This window comes from Microcoleus sp. B3-D7, from assembly GCF_036705305.1.
Taxonomy (GTDB): Bacteria; Cyanobacteriota; Cyanobacteriia; order Cyanobacteriales; family Microcoleaceae; genus Microcoleus.
This window is the reverse complement of sequence record NZ_JAUBUE010000042.1, coordinates 37,524-57,220: the sequence shown is the minus strand read 5'-3', so window position 1 is coordinate 57,220 and position 19,697 is coordinate 37,524. Positions and strand designations below refer to the sequence as shown.

Here is a 19,697-nt window from a genome sequence, read left to right as displayed (position 1 = left end):
TTTTCTTTCTTATGTTTGGGTACTAATTTACAACACAGACACCTACTAACTGTAGCACTACTTTAGGAAATTGGTATTAGTGGTCGAGAATCGACTGCCTTGGCAATCTGAAGCGTATCAATTTAACTCCTGGACGTGTTGCCCAATCAATGTTGTCGATTTTAGTTGACATTGGTACTCCGGCTCAACTGCCTAAACATAGGGGAAAATCACCTGGTTGGGAAAAAGGAAAGGCACGTACTAAAGCACCGTACTATCCCACTGTTAAAAAACGGGTTTCTCGAGGCAAAAAATCTTCAAAATTACCTGTTTAATCTTCTACCTCTTGAGTTGTTGAGTAACAGCTTGCCTTCTAGTGAAAGGCAGCTACTTTTAGCTGCGACCATTGTTTAGTCTAAACTCCAGGAGTAATGAAAGATAGTTATAATCCAATACGGTTCAGTTAGTGCTAAAAAACCGATCGTGCGTAGGTTGGGTTGAGAAACGAACCCTCCGTTTCACTCCACCTAACATTTTCGTACAATTTTCCTTAACTGAACCGTCTTGAGTTATAATCGCTTTAAAGTCAGAAACATAAACTAAATATGAATCAAGAAAAATATTTAAAAAATCGTGTAGCTCTGGTGACAGGAGGAGCGTCAGGAATGGGTAAGGCGATCGCTTTAGCTTTTGCCCAAGCAGGTGCTAATGTAGTAATAGGTTCACTTTTAGCAAGTAATAATAGCTCAAAACCTGAAGAATTAGTTTATTTACCCGGTGCTGAGGAATTAGAAACTACAAAAAAGGAAATTGAGGAGCTAGGAGTTAGAGCGATAGCCACTAATCTTGATGTGTGTTCAATGGAGTCTGTACAGGCGTTTTACGATGTAACCATCAAAACATTCGGCAAAATAGATATTCTGGCTAATGCTGCGGGAATTAGTGCGGAGCAGACAATATGCGGTCATTCCGATCGGCTTTGGCAGAAAGTTATAGATGTTAATCTCAATGGGGTCTATCGCACCATCAAGCTTTGTCTGCCTGGTATGATCGAGCAACGATGGGGACGAATTATTAATATTGCTTCCACCGCAGCTTCAGTAGGTTCTCCATCTAATGGTGCTTATTGTGCTGCAAAAGCAGGAGTAGTAGGCTTGACTCGTTGTGTAGCCTTAGAAGGTGCTGCATATGGGGTATCTTGCAATGCGATTAGTCCTGGTTGGGTGGAAACCAAATTTGGTAAAAGTTGGATGACACATATTGCTGAAACAGTAGAGGAGCAAAATCCAGAGCAATACATTCAACAAACAAAAGAGACTAATCCTCAAAAGAGAATGATTCAACCTCAAGAAATTGGAGCGTTAGCTGCTTTTTTGTGCAGGGAAGAAGCTTTTGGGATAACGATGCAGGAGCTAACAGTATCAGCAGGAGCGCTTTGGTAACGACTCTTGTTTTAACTCTGATAATTAAGCAAACTGTAAATTTCAAGATAACTGCGTGCATATTGTACAACTCTTTGGGTCTGCCTGCCACCGCTATCTCAGGACTGACGCAACTGGCAGATGGTGATGAGAGCGAGCGCCAACCATGTCAAAATCAAACGGATTTGCACGATCCACCGACAAGCCGTGATCGCCATTACACCTTACCTTCAGCCACATAGGGAACCGACAAGTTGACAACCCTGCTCACACCCACATTCGGCACCCTGAACTGTCACATTACGAATTTTCGGAGTTTAGCGAAAGTGAACTGGCAATCACCAGTTCAATTACCCACTTGTGTATATAAAAAGTGACCCTTTTGGTTCACAAAATTCCGCAAAAACCGATTGTGGCAGTGGAGGGTGCGGAAATTGAGTTAAAGCATCTCGCGCTCCCAAAAACAAAGCAAGAGCCAACTCATGGCGATTCTCGTCACCGCCATGTATCCACTGTCAGACTTCTCGACCAGGTTCAACGGCCACCAAGACGCGGGCTAGCTGTGCACACCCTACAGTTAGTAACTTGTACACTGCTAGCCCTACTGATTATTTGTGTCGAATTAGCTCGTAAATTTCCACATAGTCTTTAGCTGGATATTTCCACGAATTGTCACAATTCATGCCTTGAAGCATGAGTTTTTCAAATTCATCATGATAGTCATACCACAATCCGATCGCCCGATCGAGCGCCGACTGTAAAGCCGAGTAGTCGGTTTGGTAAAACACGTAACCGTTGCGTTCTTCCGGGAGGTGGCGGGTGTCGTAATCTCGATCGAACACAGTATTCACCAAACCGCCCACTCCCCGCACCACAGGAACAGTACCGTACCTCAACCCGATCATCTGAGTCAGCCCGCAGGGTTCGTAATTACTGGGAACCACAATCATATCCCCACCGGCGTAAATTAAGTGCGACAGTTCCTCATTAAAACCTAGTTCTAAATGGCAGTCTGGATTGTCATTTAAAAACTGTCTTTCGTGCTGGAAATGCGCGTTAATTCCCGCTTCCGTCGCGGAACCCAAAAGCACGAATTGCGCTCCCTTACTCAGAGAGTAATAAATTGCATGGTGGACGAGATGAACACCTTTTTGGTCGTCCAAACGACCGATAAAGGTAATAATAGGCTTGTCAGCATCGCGCAGTAACAGCCGATCGCGCAAAGCTTTTTTAGTTTTGGCTTTTCCTGCCAAATCATCCTTAGTGTAGTGGTGCGGAATATAGCGATCGGTCTCGGGATTCCACACATCATAATCAATGCCGTTGAGCACCCCGCGAAACTTCTCTTGATACAAGTGCAAAGTGTGACCCAAACCGTAGCCAAACTCGCCGAGGTGAGCTTCCCAAGCGTGGTGCGGCGAAACCGTGGTGACAAAGTTCGAGTAAACAATGCCGCCTTTCATAAAGTTGATAGCAAAAGGGTTAAAGTTATCTCGGAGGCGATCGTAATCAAAATAATAATCCGGTCTGTGCAAACCCGTTGCTTGCAAAATATCGCTACCTCCCATGCCTTGATGTTTGAAATTGTGAATGGTATAGCAGACTCGCTGATATTCCATCCAATTGTATTTGTATATTTCAAACAGCAGGACTGGAACCAAACCAGTTTGCCAATCGTGACAGTGAATCACATCGGGACGCTTGTTGCTTCTGAGCAAAAATTCCAAAGCGGCTTTGCTGAAAAATGCAAACCGCATATTGTCGTCATTGCAGCCGTAATAACAGCCGCGATTAAAAAAGTTATCTTGAGAGCGAGGTTCGATGAAAAAACACAACTGCCCGTGCACCCAGCCGCACAAGACATCGCAGAGGATTTCGCCGCCGTACCAGGGCACAGCCAGATCCCGGTAGGCTTCGTGAAGTCCCCAAATGTGGTCGTACCTCATGCAGTCGTACTTCGGTAGAATAATCTCGACGCAGTGGCCGGAATTCTGCAACTCCCGGCTCAAGCCGTAAACTACGTCGCCCAAACCTCCTGCTTTGATAACGGGGGCGCACTCCGAGGCAATTTGTACTATGTACATTTTTTTTTCTCGCTCCTGGATGAATCAAAAAAATATTTTCTTAACTTGACAAAGTATATGAGTTCTCGGCAAATAAGCAAGTCGGCCATTGGGAATACAGGGAAATACGCACAGGTAGGGGATGTTAGGGCAGATTCGGGCGATCGGTGATATCGTTTCGGCTCAGATCTGAATTATTTAAACCGCAGACGAGGCATAGAACGCATCCGTGGGTTCAATCTCAAATCGATTTAATACCTCATTTGCTGGCATTTGTCAACTAAATATTTTAAAAATTTTTGCCTAATTTGCGCGAAATTTTATCGCACGATGCTGATAACTGATTGGCACAGAGCACCTGTTCGGCTGCCAAACATCCACAGGACTTACGCATTCAAGGGGGGTGTTACAAGGGTTTGAGATTCTTCATTTCACTTGCCAATGACACAATTACCTTGAAATGCGTCCAGGACTAATCAAATCAGGGATTCTATCTTGGAATTTAAACCAGCAAATGCCGTGTCCAGCATTCATCCAGAGACTCTTAAGGAGGCGCTCGCCGATGCCCGACACCAACGGTAAGGAAAACAATTTAAACCAACAACTGCAACAGCTAGTTGCTGAAGCCTGTTCGCATCCGCCCAAAAGCTTGATGCGGCGGGAAAAACTCAGCGAGATAGTGAGGCTGATTGTAAAATCCGGCAAACTTTGGCAAGAAGACACGCCTCATTACAACGATGCTTTACAGCAAACTTGGGTGTATTTTTGTCGCAATGTTTGCGAAGCGAACACCGCAAACAAACCTTACGATCGCAATCTGGGCAGCGTCATTACTTGGCTGGACAAATATCTCAAGATGCGGCTGAAAGACTTCACTATCGAACGAACGCAGGAAAAAGTTAGACGTGATTTACCGTTGATGTCAGAAGACTCAGCAGAAATTAACCTGATCAATAATATCGAAAACCCGCCGACTTATTCTGACAGTCCGCTAGCCATCCTAGAAGAGACAAAAAAATGGGTGCGGGCAGATCCGGAGGGGGAATTGAGAAGCGTTCACCTTAAAGAACGCCCCGATGTCACTTGCCAAATCTTAATTCTGAGGCGTCTTCCCCCGGAGACTCCCTGGAAAAACATTGCTCTTGAATTTAACTTGCCGCCGTCAACCGCCCCCAATTTTTATAAAAGAGAATGTCTGCCCCGCTTGCGAAATTTTGCCAAAAATCAAGGATATCTGGAATAAAGGCAGGACAAATCCTGTCCTAAAAAAAATCTGTCAAACAGGAAAACCGTGATGAATAACAGCACCGAAAATATCAGAGAAAAATCTATTACCCTGTCCATTACAGCCGCCGCCCTGCGGGTGGCACAGAAGTTTTCAAATCTTGACGGAGTGACATCCCCGGAAAAAAAAGAGCAAGTTTATTTCAACACTTTAGCTGTATGTGCAGTGAAAGATTACATGGAAATGATGGACATTCCCACCGACTTGAATGCCAGCGACAGTTGGAACGCGGCCATGCGCCTTTACACCGATGCAGCAGACTTGAAGTTAACTCAACTAGGTCATTTGGAATGCCGACCTCTGAAGTCTGGCAAGTTTTGTTACATTCCGCTGGAAATACCGGACGATCGCATTGGTTTAGTAGCAGTTGAAATCGATATAAAGCGACAAAAAGCTACTTTGTTGGGATTTATGAAAACTGCAAACGCTGGCGATTTAGCTATTGATAAATTGCAAAGTTTCGACAAACTTCTTCAACATTTGGATTGTCTGGAACGCCGCCAAAAAACAGTAAAAGTGCACCAGTGGCTGCACAATATTTTTGAGGCTGGTTGGCAGTCTATAGAAGATATTTTAGTGCCAAAAGAACCTCATTTAGTTTTTCGTTACAGCAGCGCAGTCGTGCGGGGCAAGATAATCCATCTGACAGCAGATACCTCGGAAAAAGCATCCGCAACCATCGATGCTTTTCAAGAAAAACCTAATTTCTGGAGGGGTGTAATAGAACCAGCCCCAGCGGTAGCTTTGCTGGTGGCGATCGAACCAACAACCGATACTGAAACTAATATTAAAGTACAGGTGCATCCCGCCGGCGGGGCAGACAGTTTGCCGCTCAATCTGACTCTGAAAGTCACCGACTGCGAGGGAAAAACTGTCATGGAAGCTTGCGCCGGCAGCGGTAACGGCTACATGACTCTAGAATTTGCCGCCGATCGCGGAGAATGTTTCAGCGTTGTGGTAAAACTGAAAGAACTCTGTTTTGCAGAGAATTTTGCCGCCTAAAGTGGCTCGCTTGCCATAAGTTGTTCAGCATGGAAATTGAACCTTTCGGGCGGGCAGGATGCCCAGCCCACAAGAATTTAATCGCGCCGTGACTGTAAAATTTAGATGCGCCTCGGCTTATCAGTTGTTAGCCATGCCGAAATTAGTTGTTTTGAAGCTAGATGATAACTTGATAAAAGGGGTGCGAGTTTCTCTGGAAATCGGCGCGGAAGGAGCTCGCCCCGCAGTGGAAATCCAAGCCTTCCTGCCTCCGAAACCAGAAATAGCGGAACACTACGATCGCTGGCAGTCAACCTACCGCAGTTTGGGAGATTTTCGCATTAAGCCGATCGAAATTAGCATTATGGGCTCTCGTGCAGAACAGTTGTCCAAATGCCGCTTGTTGCGGGAACAGTTAAGCCAGCAAATCAATAGCTGGCTCAACTCCGAACCGTTTCGCAAACTCAAAGAAACATTGCTCGAACAATTAATGCCGTCGGACACGATTCGATTTTTAATCAAAACTGATGACATCCATTTGCGGCGGCTGCCTTGGTACTGTTGGGATATTTTTGAGCGCTACCCGAAAGCCGAAATTGCTTTGAGTCGCGCAACTTCTATAAAACCGGCTATCGCCAACAGAAATCCCGCTAAAGGCCGCGTAAAAATTTTAGCAATTTTGGGGAACAGTCAAAAAATTGATATTGAGCAAGATCGAATTATACTTGCAGGATTGCCCTCAGCAGAAGTTACTTTTTTAGTAGAACCAAGTCGCCGCAAAATCGGCGATCAGCTTTGGGAAAAAAGCTGGGATATCTTATTTTTTGCAGGACACAGTTCTACCCACAGCGACGGCCGCTCGGGTAAATTTTATATTAATCAAACTGAGAGTTTAACAGTAGAAGAACTGAAACACGGTTTCAAGCTAGCGGTTAGCAGCGGCTTGCAGTTAGCCATTTTGAATTCCTGCGATGGATTGGGAATAGCGCGACAGCTTGAAGATTTGGGCATCCCGCAAACGATCGTAATGCGGGAACCGGTGTCCGATCGAGCGGCCCAAGATTTTTTAAAGTATTTTCTCCAAGCTTTTTGCACCGGGGAATCTTTGTATGTGGCAGTGCGTCTCGCGAGGCAAAGATTGGCAGAATTAGCGTCAGAAATTCCCGGCGCGGATTGGCTGCCGATAATTTGTCAAAATCCGGCATCCCAGCCGCCAACTTGGCAAGAGTTGCTGCACAAACCCGAGCAGGAAACTGTCAGCAATCCGCCATCTTTATCTCGGCTCCGCCGCTTTCAGATCGGGCTGTTGGCGATCGCAACTGCTGCTGTTTCTGTCATGGGAGCGCGATCGCTGGGCTTGCTCCAGATATGGGAATTACAAGCTTTTGACCAACTGATGCGGCTGCGGCCTGCAGAAAGCTCAGACTCGCGTTTGCTGGTGGTGGAAGCCACGGAAATGGATATCAACAAATACGGCTTTCCACTGCCGGATGCGACGATCGCAAAAGCAGTGGGAAAATTGGCACAGTATGGCGCGCAAACGATCGCCCTGGATATCTTCCGCGATCGCCCTTTACAACCCGGTTATGCAGCATTAGCCGCTCGCTTTCAGGGCGATCGAAATTTAATTGGTTTGTGCAGCGTCAAAGAAATCGGCAAACCCAACAAATACGGCATCAAACCGCCGCCCGCACTGCCAAAAGAGCGCCTCGGGTTCAGCGATGTGGTGACAGATGCCGACGGCATTCTCCGCCGCCACTTGCTGTTTATGCAGCCGCACAGCAGCGATCCTTGTACTACAGAGCACTCTTTGAGCGCGAGGGCTGCCCTCCATTACCTAGCAGCAAAAGGCATCCAACCGGAATCTCTTCCCAGAGATAAGATAAGGCTGGGTAATGCAGTTTTTGCACCGATTCACGGCAGTACAGGCGCTTATCAAAACTTGGACGATCGCGGTTTTCAAATAATACTCAATTACCGACAACCAAAAAATTTTGTTCACCGAGTCATGCTGACCGAACTGTTAGAAGAAAAAGTCAATCCCAATTTGATAAAAGACCGAATTATCTTTATTGGCGTGACGGCGCCGATTTCCAATCCAGATTATTTTTTGACGCCCTACAGTGCGGGAGAATCGCCTTCCCAGAAAATGCCGGGGGTGTTAATTCAATCGCAAATGTCGAGTCAAATTATCACCGCTGCTTTGGATGGGCGCCCGCTGCTGCAAATTGCTCCTGAATGGGCCCAAATGCTGTGGATTGTGGGTTGGGCAGCAGTTGGTAGCGCGATCGCAATTCTCAGCCGACGCAGGCTGCACGTGGTGTCGGGGGCGATCGCATCTACGGGGATTTCGTGCGGGGTTTGCTGGTTTTTGCTAATCGGGGGCTGGTGGGTGCCTTTGGTACCCTCAGCTTTGGCAATGGTAGCAGCGGGTGTAATTGCGATCGTTTTTACTTTTCGGTCGAAATGACAATAGGAATTGGCAATCGTTAGATGACATCGCCAACCAATAATCTCAAGCCATTCGAGAGATGTAGAGGTGGAGCATTTGGGCGACAATTCCTGTTTCCCACCTTTGATTTTATGCCCAAATGCTTCACGCTCCCCAGACTATTCACTTAGAAACTAAGTAGGTAGGCAAGATTAAACCGAATAATGTAACACTATGTAAACAGGTTTAAGTTAGCCAGTAGAGAGCATTTGGAGACTTTGCCCTCGTTTACATAGGGGCGTTTTTTGGCGCCGACTTACTTAGAAGAGATTTTGGTGAAAAACCCGGTTTCTGCGTAAGTCCGCAACCTTGAGAAATCGGGTCGATCGCGAGGCAGCATCTCATATTTGTAAAAACACTTCTTCTGGCTCCTTCCTTCTTCCTCTTTCCTCCTAGCTCCTAGCTCCTGGCTCCCAACTCCAATTTCTAGCTTGGCGGCAAAAGTGAAATCCTCCCGATCGCGATCGGCTATTTTTGGTTATTTTGCTGCTGCAGATAGTTGTTAATCGCTTTAGCGATTTTTGCTTGCTGGTATGGGTTCATCGTGCGGGGTAGGGAGATGCGAGAGCCTCCACAAACTAACAGTCTAACTTCGTACCAAATGTCATGATCCCGATCTTTTGTTCGCTCAACTTCCACGCCATAAATGTCGCACAGAGAGTATTCCATTACTTTACGTGCCAACAAACCCCGCTGTTTAACAGTCAAGGTGTTTAAAGTTTCATCGAAGCTGTAAGTTTCATTATTTCTCAAGACGATCACTGCGATTCCTGCGAGCAAAAATATGCCTCCTGTCCATCCCAACCAGCGATCGTCTTGGCTGAAGCGCAGCAAGCGATCTTTGGCATTTTTAACAAAAAAATTGATGTCAGAAGCCACAGCGTCTTGGGTTTTCCAATTAGTGGAGTTAGCAGTGAAAGGAACATTGCCAACAGAAGTCAAAAGTACAACTCTGGTTTTATAGCCGCATCTTTCAACTTTAGCTCCCTGCAAAGAAGCAAGCTCAATTTCTTTGATGTTCGACCCCAGTAAATTCGATCGCACAATCTGGCAATTTCCTTGTTTTGCCTGCAATCGCTGGCAGCTCAGGGTTGCTGCATGATAGTCAAAAGTCAGCGATATCAGTCCAACTGCCATGAATAAACAACTAGGGAGCCAAAAATCAAATATGCTTTGAGTCTGAATTATTAATTCACTTGCTGTTTGCTGGATTATTTTCATTTATCTCACCCTTTTATTCCAAAAATCAGGCTAAGTAGGTAGGCGCTGTAAAACACAATTATGTAAGCGATTGTAAAGTATCCAAATACCCTAAGCGTGCCTAAGTTAGCCCTGTTTACATACGGTTACATAGCTGTGTTTAAGGGAGCATCTCACTTTTGCAGCCAAGCTAGAAATTGGAGTTGGGAGTCAAAAGCCAGGAGGAAAGAGGAAGAAGGCAGGAGCCAGAAAAAGTGTTTTTACAAATATGAGATGCTCCCGTGTTTAATCCCGCTTACCTACTTACCTTGTTATTGCGATCGATCGGAGCGAAAGTGTAACCGTATCCGTGAGTAGCTTGAATAAAATTCGGAACAGCCGAATCGACTTTAGCCAGTTTCCTGCGAATCATACGGATATACACGTCCACCACTTGCTCGTCTCGTGCGTCATTGCATTTCCATCCCCAAACTTTTTCGATTAGCTGTTGGCGGCTCCAGGTTTTACCTGGATAAGTTGCCAAAAAATACAAGAGTTGATATTCTAAGGCCGTCAGAGCTAAAGTTTTCTCTTTTAATCTCACCTCCCTACTCATTAAATCTATCGCTAGTTCACCGAAGACAAGATTGCGCGGACTGACGGTTTTCATCTCCCTCAACAAGATTTCTATTTTAAGTGCCAAGTCCTCAAGACTGAACGGTTGGCCGATAAAATCATCAACACCTGCTTTTATGATTTTAATTCGAGCTTCTTCGCCTGTAACGCTGCTGAAAATCACGAGTAAAAAAACATTCTTCCGTTTCTGCATTTCTTTGCAAAGTTTAATGCCGATATTATCTGGCAAATTCCCATCCAAGATTACGAGGACTGGGTTGAATTCCTCAAAGATTTCTAAAGCTGTTTTTCCGTCTGCTGCAGATTGTACTTGATATGTCTCATTCTGATAGCCGTCGATGAAATTACGGACGGGGGCGTCATTCTCTACAACCAAAATTTTGGAAGTTTGATCGGTAGATATCGTCATAAATTTTGACTCTCTTGTTAATGGTTCAAACTTTAGAAAATCGAGTAGGTATGCTGTCTTTTGATTAGCCCCTCGATCTCCTATAGCGCGTGTTTTCTTTCCCCGTAGATGCCCCCTTAGCTTGCCCCTACTCAACCCCTACTCCCTTTAAAAAGGCGAGTATGGGGTGGGACAATAGCGAATTAACTGGTTCGCGCGCTCTATCTAGGAACCAGTCGTAATTATGATGATTGTTCAATTACCAACAACCCTGTCCCTGCGAGCGATCGGAGCGAAAGTGTAACCGTATCCCCGAACAGTTTGAATAAAATTCGGAACAGCGGCATCAACTTTAGCCATTTTCCTGCGAATTTGGCCGATATGCACGTCCACCACTCGCTCTTCTGCTCCATAATTGGATTTCCACCCCCAAACTTTTTCGATTAGCTGTTGGCGGCTGCAAGCTTTACCCGAATGAGTTGCCAAAAAACACAATATTTCAAATTCTAAGGTTGTCAGCGTTAGAAGTTGCTCCTTCAATCTCACCTCCCTACTCAGTAAATCGATCGCTAATTGGCCGAAGACAAGGTTGGGCGGGGTGACGGATCTCGCCCGCCTCAACAAGACTTCTACTCTAACTGCCAATTCTTCTAGACAGAAGGGTTTGCAGATAAAATCATCAGCACCTGCCTTCATGATTTTAATTCGATCTTCTTGGGCGGTGCGGCTGCTGAGAATCGCGACTAAAACATTAGTGCGCTTCTGCATTTCTTGGCAAAGCTTATAGCCGCTAATATCGGGTAAATTCCAATCCAAAATCACCAGGACTGGGTTAAATTCTTCAAAAATTTCGAGAGCAGTTTGGCCGTCGGCAGCAAATTGTACTTGATATGTTTGATTCAGAAAGCGGTAGATGAGAGTGCGGATAGAGTCGTCGTCTTCGACAACCAGAATTTTGGCTTTTCGATCGGCAGATATTGTCATAATTTTTGACTTTATTGTTAAGGGTGCAAAGTTAGGAAAGCGAGCAAGTGTATGAAAACAGTCTTTATTGTTTAGTCCGCTAGGAGTGGACTAAAGTTTGTGCAGTAGGGGCAATCCCCCCGCGGTTGCCTGGATTTCGATCGCAAGCGTGACTTTTGTGAAGAAATTAAATCGACACATGACTTATCGCTCCTAGCGCGATCGAGTTTATGTGGAGCTTTCAGCGAAAAAACTAATTTTTTCGCTGTTTTGGCAATTTTTTACAAAATTTAATCAATTATGTTTCGCCGATCAGTGTGAAAGCCGCCCAATCTCTGGGATTTGGATGCTGCTGCATTGTCTCCAGCATGGCGTTTCGCAAGGCTTGAGCTTTGTTGCCCGTTCGATCGAGATTTTGATAAAATTTCACCATCAAATCGGCTGTAGGAGCATCCGGCACCGCCCACAAAGACACAATGACACTGGGCGTACCAGCCGAAATTAAAGCGCGAGACAAACCGATAACGCCGTCGCCGGTAATCCGCCCCATGCCGGTATTGCACGCGCTCAAAACTACCAAATCCGCGTTGAGGTGCAGATCCAAAATTTCCTCAGCAGTCAGCAAACCGCTATCGGTGCGATCGGGTGCAAGGGCGATCGCGCTGCCGAGCCCGCGAATGTTATCGAGCAATCCGTGGGTGGCAAAATGGACGATGCGGGCGTTTGGCAAGCGCTGAAGTACAGCCGCTTTGGTAGCCGAATTGCCCGTCAGGGCTTGAGTTTGGAACAATTGGGCGATCGCGTTAGCTTCGGTTTCTGAATGCGGCAAAGCAGATAACCGCTGCAGGGGTTTTCCCGCTACAAGAGAAACTTCGGGCATAGTCGGATTTCCTACTATTAGAATGTCCCAAGCTAAATCGGAAATCTCTTGCCGTTTTTGGCGGGTTAATTCCAGAATTTGAATCGAAGGAGCGGTCAGGATAGTATGTTTTTCAATTAAGAATTTACCCGCAGCATCTTGCAAGGCCGGAAAGGGAACGAAAAACAGTTCGCCTTGAGGAATAAAGATAATCCTGGCTTGTGGATCTGTCGGCAACAAATCAGCAATCGGTTCAATTAGCAGTTGATGGAGTTTTTGCAAGCGCGGGTGATTGGTGCGACTCGATTGCACTTTTGCTGTTACATCAATTGCAGGTCGGGGAATAGTCAATCCTGCGGGCCAAGAGGATTGCCAGAGCGAGAGAATGCTGTGTGTTTCATCAACAGATATGACTTGCCAAGGTTCCCAATTAGGGGCATCGTCGTGGAGTTTAACTAAATCGCCTGGGCCAATTTTTAGAGTGGGATTGAAGTCGCGATTCCTGATGCCGATCGCCTCGCGAGAGTCGGAAACCAAGTCTTTGAGCGGAGTATGTTGATAATTGAGGTCAACTTGGCGAAAGGCAATTTCGCCCGTCGGCTGGATTACCCAAATAAACAGTTCTTCTAAAAAAGAAATCGAATATTCGATAAAAGTGGCATTTTGTGCTTTGGCAATTTCTTTAATTCGATCGATATTAGGTGGCTTAATATTGGGTATCGCATATAACTTTGCAGATAACCGAACACTCAGTAACTCTACAAAAGCCCGCGCGCGGGATCGCTCCGAAATTTCCAGCGCATGTTCGGTTTTTGACTGGGAAATCAGAACTTTTTCTAAGTGGCGATAAGTTCTTGCTTGGGTTTCAAAAATAGATACTTTAAAGTTATCGTGGTTGCCCAATTTTCCCCGAAGTGATTCCCAAATTTGAATCGCATCGCGGAGGAATGTTTCAGCTTCAGCAAACTGTCCAGAGTCAAAAAAAGCGAGTCCTAAATTGTTGAGAGTTGCGCCTTCTGATGCCATTTCGCCGATCGATCGCGCGATTTCTAAACTCTGCTGGCTGTATTCGATCGCCCGTTGGCACTGCCCCAAACAGCGGTAAGCATTGCCAAGATTTCGCCAGGAAGTCGCTTGTCCAGAGCGATCGCCGATTTCCTTCTGAATATCTAAAGACTGCTGGTAGTATTCGATCGCCCGCAAGTAATTCCCCAAATTACTGTAAGCATTGCCCAGAGTCACCAAGGAATTCGCTTCCCCATAACGGTTATTGATTTTCTTGTCAAGATTCAGGGATTTCTGAGAGTATTCGATCGCCCGTTGATTTTGCCCTAGGGAAACATATGTACGGCCCAAAGCGTTCAAGGATTCCGCTTCTCTATACCCAGAGTTAAGTTTTAGGACTATATCTAGAGACTGCTGCTGGCACTCGCTCGCCCGCTGGTATTCGCCCAGGGAATGATATGCACTCCCCAAATCGCGCCAGGAACTAGCTTCTCCATGAGAGTTGCCGGTTTCTCGCTGAATATTTAAGCACTGCTGGTGGCAATCAATTGCTTGCAAGTATTCCCCCAGGACATCGTAAATATTGCCCAAAGAGTGTAAAGAAGCAGCTTCCCCATCGCGGTTGCCAATGTCTCGCTGCATATTTAGGCACTGCTGATGATAATCAATTGCTTGGGAGTATTCCCCCAGGACATCGTAAATACTGCCTAGACTGTTCAGAGAATTTGCTTCTGCGTAGCGGTTGCCAGTGTCTCTATGAATATTTAGCGACTGCTGATAGTATGCGATCGCCTGCGAGTATATTTCCCGGAAACTCTTAGCGCTGTTCCAGAAGGAATCTTTCTGGCGGCGTACTCTTGCTGCTCTGTTAATAATTTTAACACTACTTTTATCACGAAGAGAAAACTGAATCGATCGGTAAATCAACAGTACATCTGCTGCCGACAGCGCCTGTTTGTAGAGCCGAATATCTCCAATGTTGCCCAGAAAAATGCCCCCTAAATCGTCCGATCGCCTGCCAATAGTTAAGGGAATACTATGGCTGAGGGAACCCTGTTGATATGTTGGGTTGAACCGGAAACCTACTTCCTTGCCATCGACATACCAGCGCCCTCCATCCGCTCGATCGCGATCCACAACAACCGCAACGTGATGCCATTGGTTGTTGCTGACAACGGGCAAAGATGGAATATCTTTTTCTCGCCGGTTGTAATAATAGTTTACCCAACTGCTGCCATCCGCTATTTGAAGGTTAATTTGGCCTTTATAAATAAAGAAAGACCAGCCCCGTAAACGGCCAGAATCTTCTTGAATACGCTGATCGATAATCTTGGAAATACCAAAATCTCCCGTGCGAATCCACGCACAAATAGAAAAGTCTTCTTTGCCTATCTCCAGTAAAGGAGTAACTGGGAAAGTAACGCAACCTCCAGTTAGCAGCAGGCTTTCGTGCGACCCGGTTTCTAATGGTTCAACAGCACGGGAAACACTGTCAATTAGGCGTGCCGGAGGGAGATCCGGGCGATTGCTCGCCAAGTTGCCTGCTTCATCAAATGACCAATGGGCGATTGGCTCTGTATTGAAAGTATCGTAGACGCTTAATATCGGGTATTTCATCGCTTAGTTGACTTAATTTTTGTGGAACAGGCTTTCCGGCCTGTTCCTGATGGGCGAGATCTCCTGCCCAACCCCTACTCTCCACAAAAAAAACTTACTCTTTGTGGAACAGGCATCTTACCTGTTAAAGTGGTGAAACTATCCCGTGCAAGCGGACAAACGGATGCTGCAATAAAGCCTCCCAGTCAGCATCCAAAGTCGCCAGAGAAGATATTTTCTCAAATCCAGATAACTCTGCTAGCGCTTCATACCGCAAATCATTTTCAGCATAAATTAGCAGCCTCTCCTCTAAAGTAGCTGCGTGTAATTGGCTCAACAGTTTGCCGCGCAGTGCAACTAATTCTGTGAGAGTTTCGTACCACAAACCGTGTTTAGCAAGCAGAAAAACGCGCTCCCTTAGAGATGCTTTTTCTAGCTGAACCAAAATTTCTGGTTTCATTGCCACCCGCTCAACCCACCCTTGGCGGGAGATTTTTCCGCAGAAAAAACACCACTGATACTTCTTGCCAATTTCCAGAGGAGGTGAATTTTCCGGCAAGGAAAAACTGGCAATTCCCGCTGCTTTTTCTAGCTCAAAAACTGTTCGGAAAACTACCTCTTGCTGTTCGTCCCGCAGCACAAACTCAAAGGGAATGTCATCGGGCAATGAAGTCGGCAAGTACAGCCAAAAAGTCGGATGTGCGATCGCTGTCAACCCTAAATTTGTAGCGGGAATCAAAGCTAAGAAGTTGTGAGGATCGCGGCTGCCTGCGTCTTTGCGATCGCCTGGTGCGCCGCGCGCGGGCGGATCGTAGGCGAGTACCTGTGGCAGCAAATTCGGTTCCCCCGATGATGAATCAGCGAGCATCGCTGCCAATCCAGGTTGAACCATTGTTAAAGCAACAAGCACATTAAGCGTTGCCTGCTGTAGGAGCAGTTTTGTTACATTCATAAAATATCCGCCAAGTAGAGGTGTAAAATCTCAGTTCGATCCAACTGCACCCTGAAAATAATCTTGCCAGATTTTTTATGCTAGCGTCTATAGTTTCGCGTAATTTTTTTAGTATATTTGCCCAATAAAATTCCGCGATCCCTGCTCCAGCAACCTCTACTTTAAAAATGAAACAACTCAACCTAAACCCATAGCATCATTTTCACATACTAATAATTTACCTTTCCCCTGATAATACCAAACATAACCCTCTCCACCCCCTTTCCCAAAATGACCTAATTTTCGATAATCTTCTTCAATCCCCTTGGTATATCCTTTAACCAAATCGCAATCAGCTATCAAAGTTTCACCTTGTCTGAGTTCGACAATCTTACCCGGTGAATTTGTAGCTGCTACAACAGTAGCTTTTTGCTCGCGCAAAGCTGTAACAGCAATCCTCCACCTACCGTCATTAGAAGCAGCCACTTGTCGGAATTTCAGTTTTTTAGCACCGATAACTACATTGTCCGAACAAAACTGAAATATACCGTCATCAAACTCCCACTGCTCCGCATCCGAAAGCTCGATCTGCGTATAATGCAGAAAATGCCCTTTTTGTCTCGGTTCCAGTTTTACAGTACCAGTCCCTTGATATACGGGAGCGTTGTAGTCCATTTCCGTTGTCAAAGATACCCACATATCTTTCAAACGGTTATCCGTTTTATAAACACCGGAAGTCAATTTTCCCATACACCAATGCAGCGCACCTTTTTGAATTATCACTCCCGAATTATTCAAGTTAATTTCCGCTTGCTGAACGAGGGGAATATTCTTAGTAGGATGGTAAAACTTATTGGTTTCAGGATTGATGTTATTTTGGATGTACCACAAATCCGTTGGTTCCAAAACCTTGATTTCGTATTTCATAATTTACCTCGCCTATTTACGTGAAATGTGTTAAACATTTGACCCGTGATTTGGAGATTCCGCGCTCCCGGACTTATCCTGTGAAATTTATCTTTTGCAGACATCCTCTGCTACTGTTAAATTATCAAGCTATATTAGCAATAGCAGACAGCGCCCCTCCACAATTGTTGAGAAAAATTTATGCCTGCGATCGCACAATCTCCCAATTTACAAGAAATCACCTCAGGATTGCCCAATATTTCCGGCTCCGAAGCAGAAATCCGTGCCGCAGCCAATAGCAACGAACCAATCTTTCTACCTACCACAAATCTCCGCCTCGAAAACATTCAAGCCGGATTCGCCTGCGCCCTCCATATGCACCAACCCACAATTCCTGCCGGTGCAAACGGCGAACTGATCTGCAATCTCCAGCATATGTTTGAACATCCCAACCAAGGAGATAACCACAATGCCGGAGTCTTTGCTTGGTGCTATTCTCGCATGGGAGAATTCATCCCCCAACTGATTGCTGAAGGCTGCAACCCGCGAATTATGCTCGACTATTCGGGTAACTTATTGTGGGGATTGCGCCAAATGGGGCGGGACGATATCTTTGATAATCTTAAGCGCATCACCTGCGAACCTCAATATCAACCCCACGTAGAATGGCTGGGGACAATGTGGAGTCACGCCGTTATTCCCTCAACTCCCATTCCCGACATCAAACTTCAAATTCAAGCATGGCAACATCATTTTGCGGCAATTTTTGGCTTGGATGCCCTGAAGCGTGTTAAAGGGTTTTCGCCCCCAGAAATGCACTTTCCCAATCACCCAGATACACTGTACGAATACATCAAAGCTTTGAAAGAATGCGGCTACCGCTGGCTGATGGTGCAGGAACATTCTGTAGAAAATCCCGACGGTTCGGGATTGTCGCAAGACCAAAAATATATTCCCAACCGTTTAGTAGCCCGCAATTCTCACGGCGAAACAATCAGCATCACGGCTTTGATTAAAACCCAAGGTTCAGATACGAAATTGGTGGGTCAAATGCAGCCGTATTACGAAGCGAAAGGACGCAATAAACAGCAAATTGGCAATGTCACAGTTCCTTCTTTAGTTACTCAAATTGCCGACGGCGAAAATGGCGGCGTCATGATGAATGAATTTCCCAGCGCCTTTGTCAAAGCTTGGCACGAAAACCGCGAACAAGGCGGCGGAAAATCCGGCGTTGTCGGTTTAAACGGCACTGAATATTTGGAGATAATTGAAGCGGCGGGAGTTAATCCTGAAGATTATCCTGTTTGTCAGGGAATTAACCAGCACAAAATCTGGCACCTAGTCAATCCTGATAATGCGACGCCGGAAAAAGTGGAAAGTGCGATCGCTCAACTCAAGCAAACCGACCATAATTTTCACATGGACGGTGCTTCTTGGACTAACGATTTGAGTTGGGTGAAAGGTTACGAAAATGTCTTGGAACCGATGAATCTACTCAGCGCTGCATTTCACAAAAAATACGACCCGCTGTTGCAGCAAGATGCTTCAGTTACCAAGCAATTTGAATATCAGCAAGCTTTGCTTTACAATTTGTTGGTGCAAACAAGCTGTTTCCGCTATTGGGGACAGGGAACTTGGACTGATTACGCGCGCGAACTTTACAACCGAGGCGCTGCTTTAATGAAGTAGGAGAATTTATCGTAGGGTGCCTCGGAAACAAACTGTTTGAGCCTCCTCAAATATCAGCGCTGAGGCACACTACATTTAGAAAACTTTATTGATAAAGAAAGAGAGGACTAAAGTCCTCACTACAAACACAGACTTACCAATTACTGTCTACATTTCCTGCATCAACCGCAAATAATTCTGCCGCATCTGTGTCATATTTTCCATCATTCTATTAGCCATATCTTTCTCCACATCGCTCATTTGTTGCCAAAATAAAGCCGATCGCCTCGCCATAATTGCTTCTTCCCACAGCATCTCCAAAAGTTGCGCCGCCATTGGATTTTCAGCATCGATAATCCCGCACAATTGCTCGAATGCCCGGTTGGCTTCGGTGTGAGTGCTAACATCCTGAACCAGGCTTAGGCATTTTTTGAGTTGTACGATCGGATTTTCAGAAGAGTAAGCCATAATTTCACTAAGATAAGCGACAAAATTTACACTGATACCTTTGACATTACTAGAGTTGTGACACAGCGGTAGAGTTCCCTACATACCACCGCCAAGGCAAATCAATTCCTTGAGAAATCCCGATCCGCGTAGTTTGCACAAAATTTATTGTACCCTCCTCCACAGCTTGCTGAAAGTGCTCGCTCCGGTGTTCCAACCGCAGCGGTTGGCCTGCACCCAAGGGAAAACCGCTTAAAGTTCGATCGATATCAAGCACCTTACACAGTTTCCCAGGCCCGGCGGCGAGGCGCGATCGCTTCTTATCGGGAATTCCAGCGTACCCCTTGAGAACCGCATCTACCTGCAAAGCTCGAATCAGCACAGCACTAGCAACTCCCTCTACATCGGTCACAACATTAAAACAGTGATACATCCCGTAGATTAAGTAAACGTAGCTCATACCCGCAGGCCCGAACATCACCTCATTGCGAGAAGTGCGCTGTCGGTAAGCGTGACAAGCGGGGTCTCCCGGGCCGTAAGCTTCGGTTTCGACAATAATTCCCCGAATCGTCTCGCCGTCAGGAAACTGCCGCACCAGAGTACAGCCCAGCAAATCTGGCGCTACGCTGGTAGATGGCCGCGCCAGCCAAAAAGATTCTACAATCTGAGTATTTGCACTCACTCAACAACAGCAGGTAAATTATGGACGTTAAGTTAGTTTTAGCAGTCTTGACAGCAGTTTTCACCGTTTGCTGTCTGTTCTTCGGTACAAAAAACGGATTCTACGATACTGACAAGTATCACGGTAACGGTTCTGCTCACTAATTTTAAGCGTGCAGTTAGTTGCTTAAAAAACCGCCGCCTGACTGACAGGCGGCGGTTTTCTTTCGATTTAATCG

General features: G+C 45.8%; 15 protein-coding genes. 6 read left to right on the top strand and 9 right to left on the bottom strand.

From position 1 onward, the window contains the following. Positions 1-584: 584 nt before the first annotated feature. The gene (locus tag QUB25_RS23240) at positions 585-1,421 is read left to right on the top strand and encodes an SDR family NAD(P)-dependent oxidoreductase (protein WP_333186575.1); all 837 of its coding nucleotides are present in this window, start codon (positions 585-587) and stop codon (positions 1,419-1,421) included. Between the two features lie 587 nt (positions 1,422-2,008). Here the strand turns inward: QUB25_RS23240 and glgA are convergent. Beyond that, positions 2,009-3,484, bottom strand: a complete 1,476-nt coding sequence (gene glgA / locus QUB25_RS23235; protein WP_333186572.1) for a glycogen synthase GlgA — start codon at positions 3,482-3,484, stop codon at positions 2,009-2,011. 541 nt (positions 3,485-4,025) lie between these two features. On the opposite strand from glgA, the gene QUB25_RS23230 reads away from it, so the two are divergent. The 3 genes from QUB25_RS23230 to QUB25_RS23220 are packed head-to-tail and all read left to right on the top strand — an operon-like array spanning position 4,026 to position 8,199. After that, entirely contained in the window at positions 4,026-4,706 is a 681-nt protein-coding gene (locus QUB25_RS23230; protein ID WP_333062488.1) for a sigma-70 family RNA polymerase sigma factor, read from the top strand. Positions 4,707-4,757: 51 nt separating this feature from the next. Beyond that, positions 4,758-5,750 carry a DUF1822 family protein gene (locus QUB25_RS23225; protein ID WP_333186568.1) on the top strand — a complete coding sequence of 331 codons (993 nt, stop codon included), beginning with the start codon at positions 4,758-4,760 and terminating at the stop codon, positions 5,748-5,750. A 58-nt stretch (positions 5,751-5,808) separates the two neighbouring features. Continuing rightward, positions 5,809-8,199: a CHASE2 domain-containing protein gene (locus QUB25_RS23220; protein ID WP_333186565.1), complete on the top strand. Its 2,391-nt coding sequence runs from the start codon at positions 5,809-5,811 to the stop codon at positions 8,197-8,199. Between the two features lie 489 nt (positions 8,200-8,688). Here QUB25_RS23220 and QUB25_RS23215 read toward each other — a convergent pair whose 3' ends face one another. The 6 genes from QUB25_RS23215 to QUB25_RS23190 form a co-directional block, all read right to left on the bottom strand. Then, on the bottom strand, positions 8,689-9,441 hold the full coding sequence (locus QUB25_RS23215) for a hypothetical protein (RefSeq protein ID WP_333186562.1): 753 nt from the start codon (positions 9,439-9,441) through the stop codon (positions 8,689-8,691). Between the two features lie 274 nt (positions 9,442-9,715). Further along, complete coding sequence (locus QUB25_RS23210) at positions 9,716-10,444, bottom strand: response regulator transcription factor (RefSeq protein ID WP_333186559.1); 729 nt, start codon at positions 10,442-10,444, stop codon at positions 9,716-9,718. A gap of 234 nt (positions 10,445-10,678) precedes the next feature. Further along, positions 10,679-11,407: a response regulator transcription factor gene (locus QUB25_RS23205; protein WP_333186557.1), complete on the bottom strand. Its 729-nt coding sequence runs from the start codon at positions 11,405-11,407 to the stop codon at positions 10,679-10,681. Positions 11,408-11,684: 277 nt separating this feature from the next. After that, on the bottom strand, positions 11,685-14,867 hold the full coding sequence (locus tag QUB25_RS23200; RefSeq protein ID WP_333186554.1) for a CHAT domain-containing protein: 3,183 nt from the start codon (positions 14,865-14,867) through the stop codon (positions 11,685-11,687). 124 nt (positions 14,868-14,991) lie between these two features. Next, positions 14,992-15,798 (bottom strand): DUF928 domain-containing protein, encoded by an 807-nt coding sequence (locus QUB25_RS23195; RefSeq protein WP_333186552.1) that lies wholly within the window; start codon positions 15,796-15,798, stop codon positions 14,992-14,994. Between the two features lie 177 nt (positions 15,799-15,975). After that, complete coding sequence (locus QUB25_RS23190) at positions 15,976-16,704, bottom strand: AIM24 family protein (protein WP_333074682.1); 729 nt, start codon at positions 16,702-16,704, stop codon at positions 15,976-15,978. A 180-nt stretch (positions 16,705-16,884) separates the two neighbouring features. Between QUB25_RS23190 and QUB25_RS23185 the strand changes: the two genes are divergently transcribed. Beyond that, positions 16,885-18,372: a glycosyl hydrolase family 57 gene (locus QUB25_RS23185; RefSeq protein WP_333186549.1), complete on the top strand. Its 1,488-nt coding sequence runs from the start codon at positions 16,885-16,887 to the stop codon at positions 18,370-18,372. 147 nt (positions 18,373-18,519) lie between these two features. Here QUB25_RS23185 and QUB25_RS23180 read toward each other — a convergent pair whose 3' ends face one another. Next, positions 18,520-18,819 carry a hypothetical protein gene (locus QUB25_RS23180; RefSeq protein WP_006633230.1) on the bottom strand — a complete coding sequence of 100 codons (300 nt, stop codon included), beginning with the start codon at positions 18,817-18,819 and terminating at the stop codon, positions 18,520-18,522. A 49-nt stretch (positions 18,820-18,868) separates the two neighbouring features. Continuing rightward, positions 18,869-19,480, bottom strand: coding sequence for a DNA-3-methyladenine glycosylase (locus QUB25_RS23175; RefSeq protein ID WP_333186547.1), 612 nt, complete (start codon positions 19,478-19,480; stop codon positions 18,869-18,871). Positions 19,481-19,500: 20 nt separating this feature from the next. Between QUB25_RS23175 and QUB25_RS23170 the strand changes: the two genes are divergently transcribed. Further along, positions 19,501-19,623, top strand: a complete 123-nt coding sequence (locus QUB25_RS23170; RefSeq protein ID WP_006633228.1) for a hypothetical protein — start codon at positions 19,501-19,503, stop codon at positions 19,621-19,623. Positions 19,624-19,697: the final 74 nt, after the last annotated feature.

Excerpts from the sequence above, each read along its gene's own strand:
- QUB25_RS23230 (WP_333062488.1), top strand. The coding sequence starts at position 4,026 with ATGCCCGACACCAACGGTAAGGAAAACAATTTAAACCAACAACTGCAA.
- QUB25_RS23180 (WP_006633230.1), bottom strand. The coding sequence starts at position 18,819 with ATGGCTTACTCTTCTGAAAATCCGATCGTACAACTCAAAAAATGCCTA.
- QUB25_RS23170 (WP_006633228.1), top strand. The coding sequence starts at position 19,501 with ATGGACGTTAAGTTAGTTTTAGCAGTCTTGACAGCAGTTTTCACCGTT.
- QUB25_RS23240 (WP_333186575.1), top strand. The coding sequence starts at position 585 with ATGAATCAAGAAAAATATTTAAAAAATCGTGTAGCTCTGGTGACAGGA.
- QUB25_RS23225 (WP_333186568.1), top strand. The coding sequence starts at position 4,758 with ATGAATAACAGCACCGAAAATATCAGAGAAAAATCTATTACCCTGTCC.
- QUB25_RS23205 (WP_333186557.1), bottom strand. The coding sequence starts at position 11,407 with ATGACAATATCTGCCGATCGAAAAGCCAAAATTCTGGTTGTCGAAGAC.
- QUB25_RS23190 (WP_333074682.1), bottom strand. The coding sequence starts at position 16,704 with ATGAAATACGAAATCAAGGTTTTGGAACCAACGGATTTGTGGTACATC.
- QUB25_RS23195 (WP_333186552.1), bottom strand. The coding sequence starts at position 15,798 with ATGAATGTAACAAAACTGCTCCTACAGCAGGCAACGCTTAATGTGCTT.
- QUB25_RS23200 (WP_333186554.1), bottom strand. The coding sequence starts at position 14,867 with ATGAAATACCCGATATTAAGCGTCTACGATACTTTCAATACAGAGCCA.
- QUB25_RS23220 (WP_333186565.1), top strand. The coding sequence starts at position 5,809 with ATGCCCAGCCCACAAGAATTTAATCGCGCCGTGACTGTAAAATTTAGA.
- QUB25_RS23185 (WP_333186549.1), top strand. The coding sequence starts at position 16,885 with ATGCCTGCGATCGCACAATCTCCCAATTTACAAGAAATCACCTCAGGA.
- QUB25_RS23215 (WP_333186562.1), bottom strand. The coding sequence starts at position 9,441 with ATGAAAATAATCCAGCAAACAGCAAGTGAATTAATAATTCAGACTCAA.
- glgA (WP_333186572.1), bottom strand. The coding sequence starts at position 3,484 with ATGTACATAGTACAAATTGCCTCGGAGTGCGCCCCCGTTATCAAAGCA.
- QUB25_RS23210 (WP_333186559.1), bottom strand. The coding sequence starts at position 10,444 with ATGACGATATCTACCGATCAAACTTCCAAAATTTTGGTTGTAGAGAAT.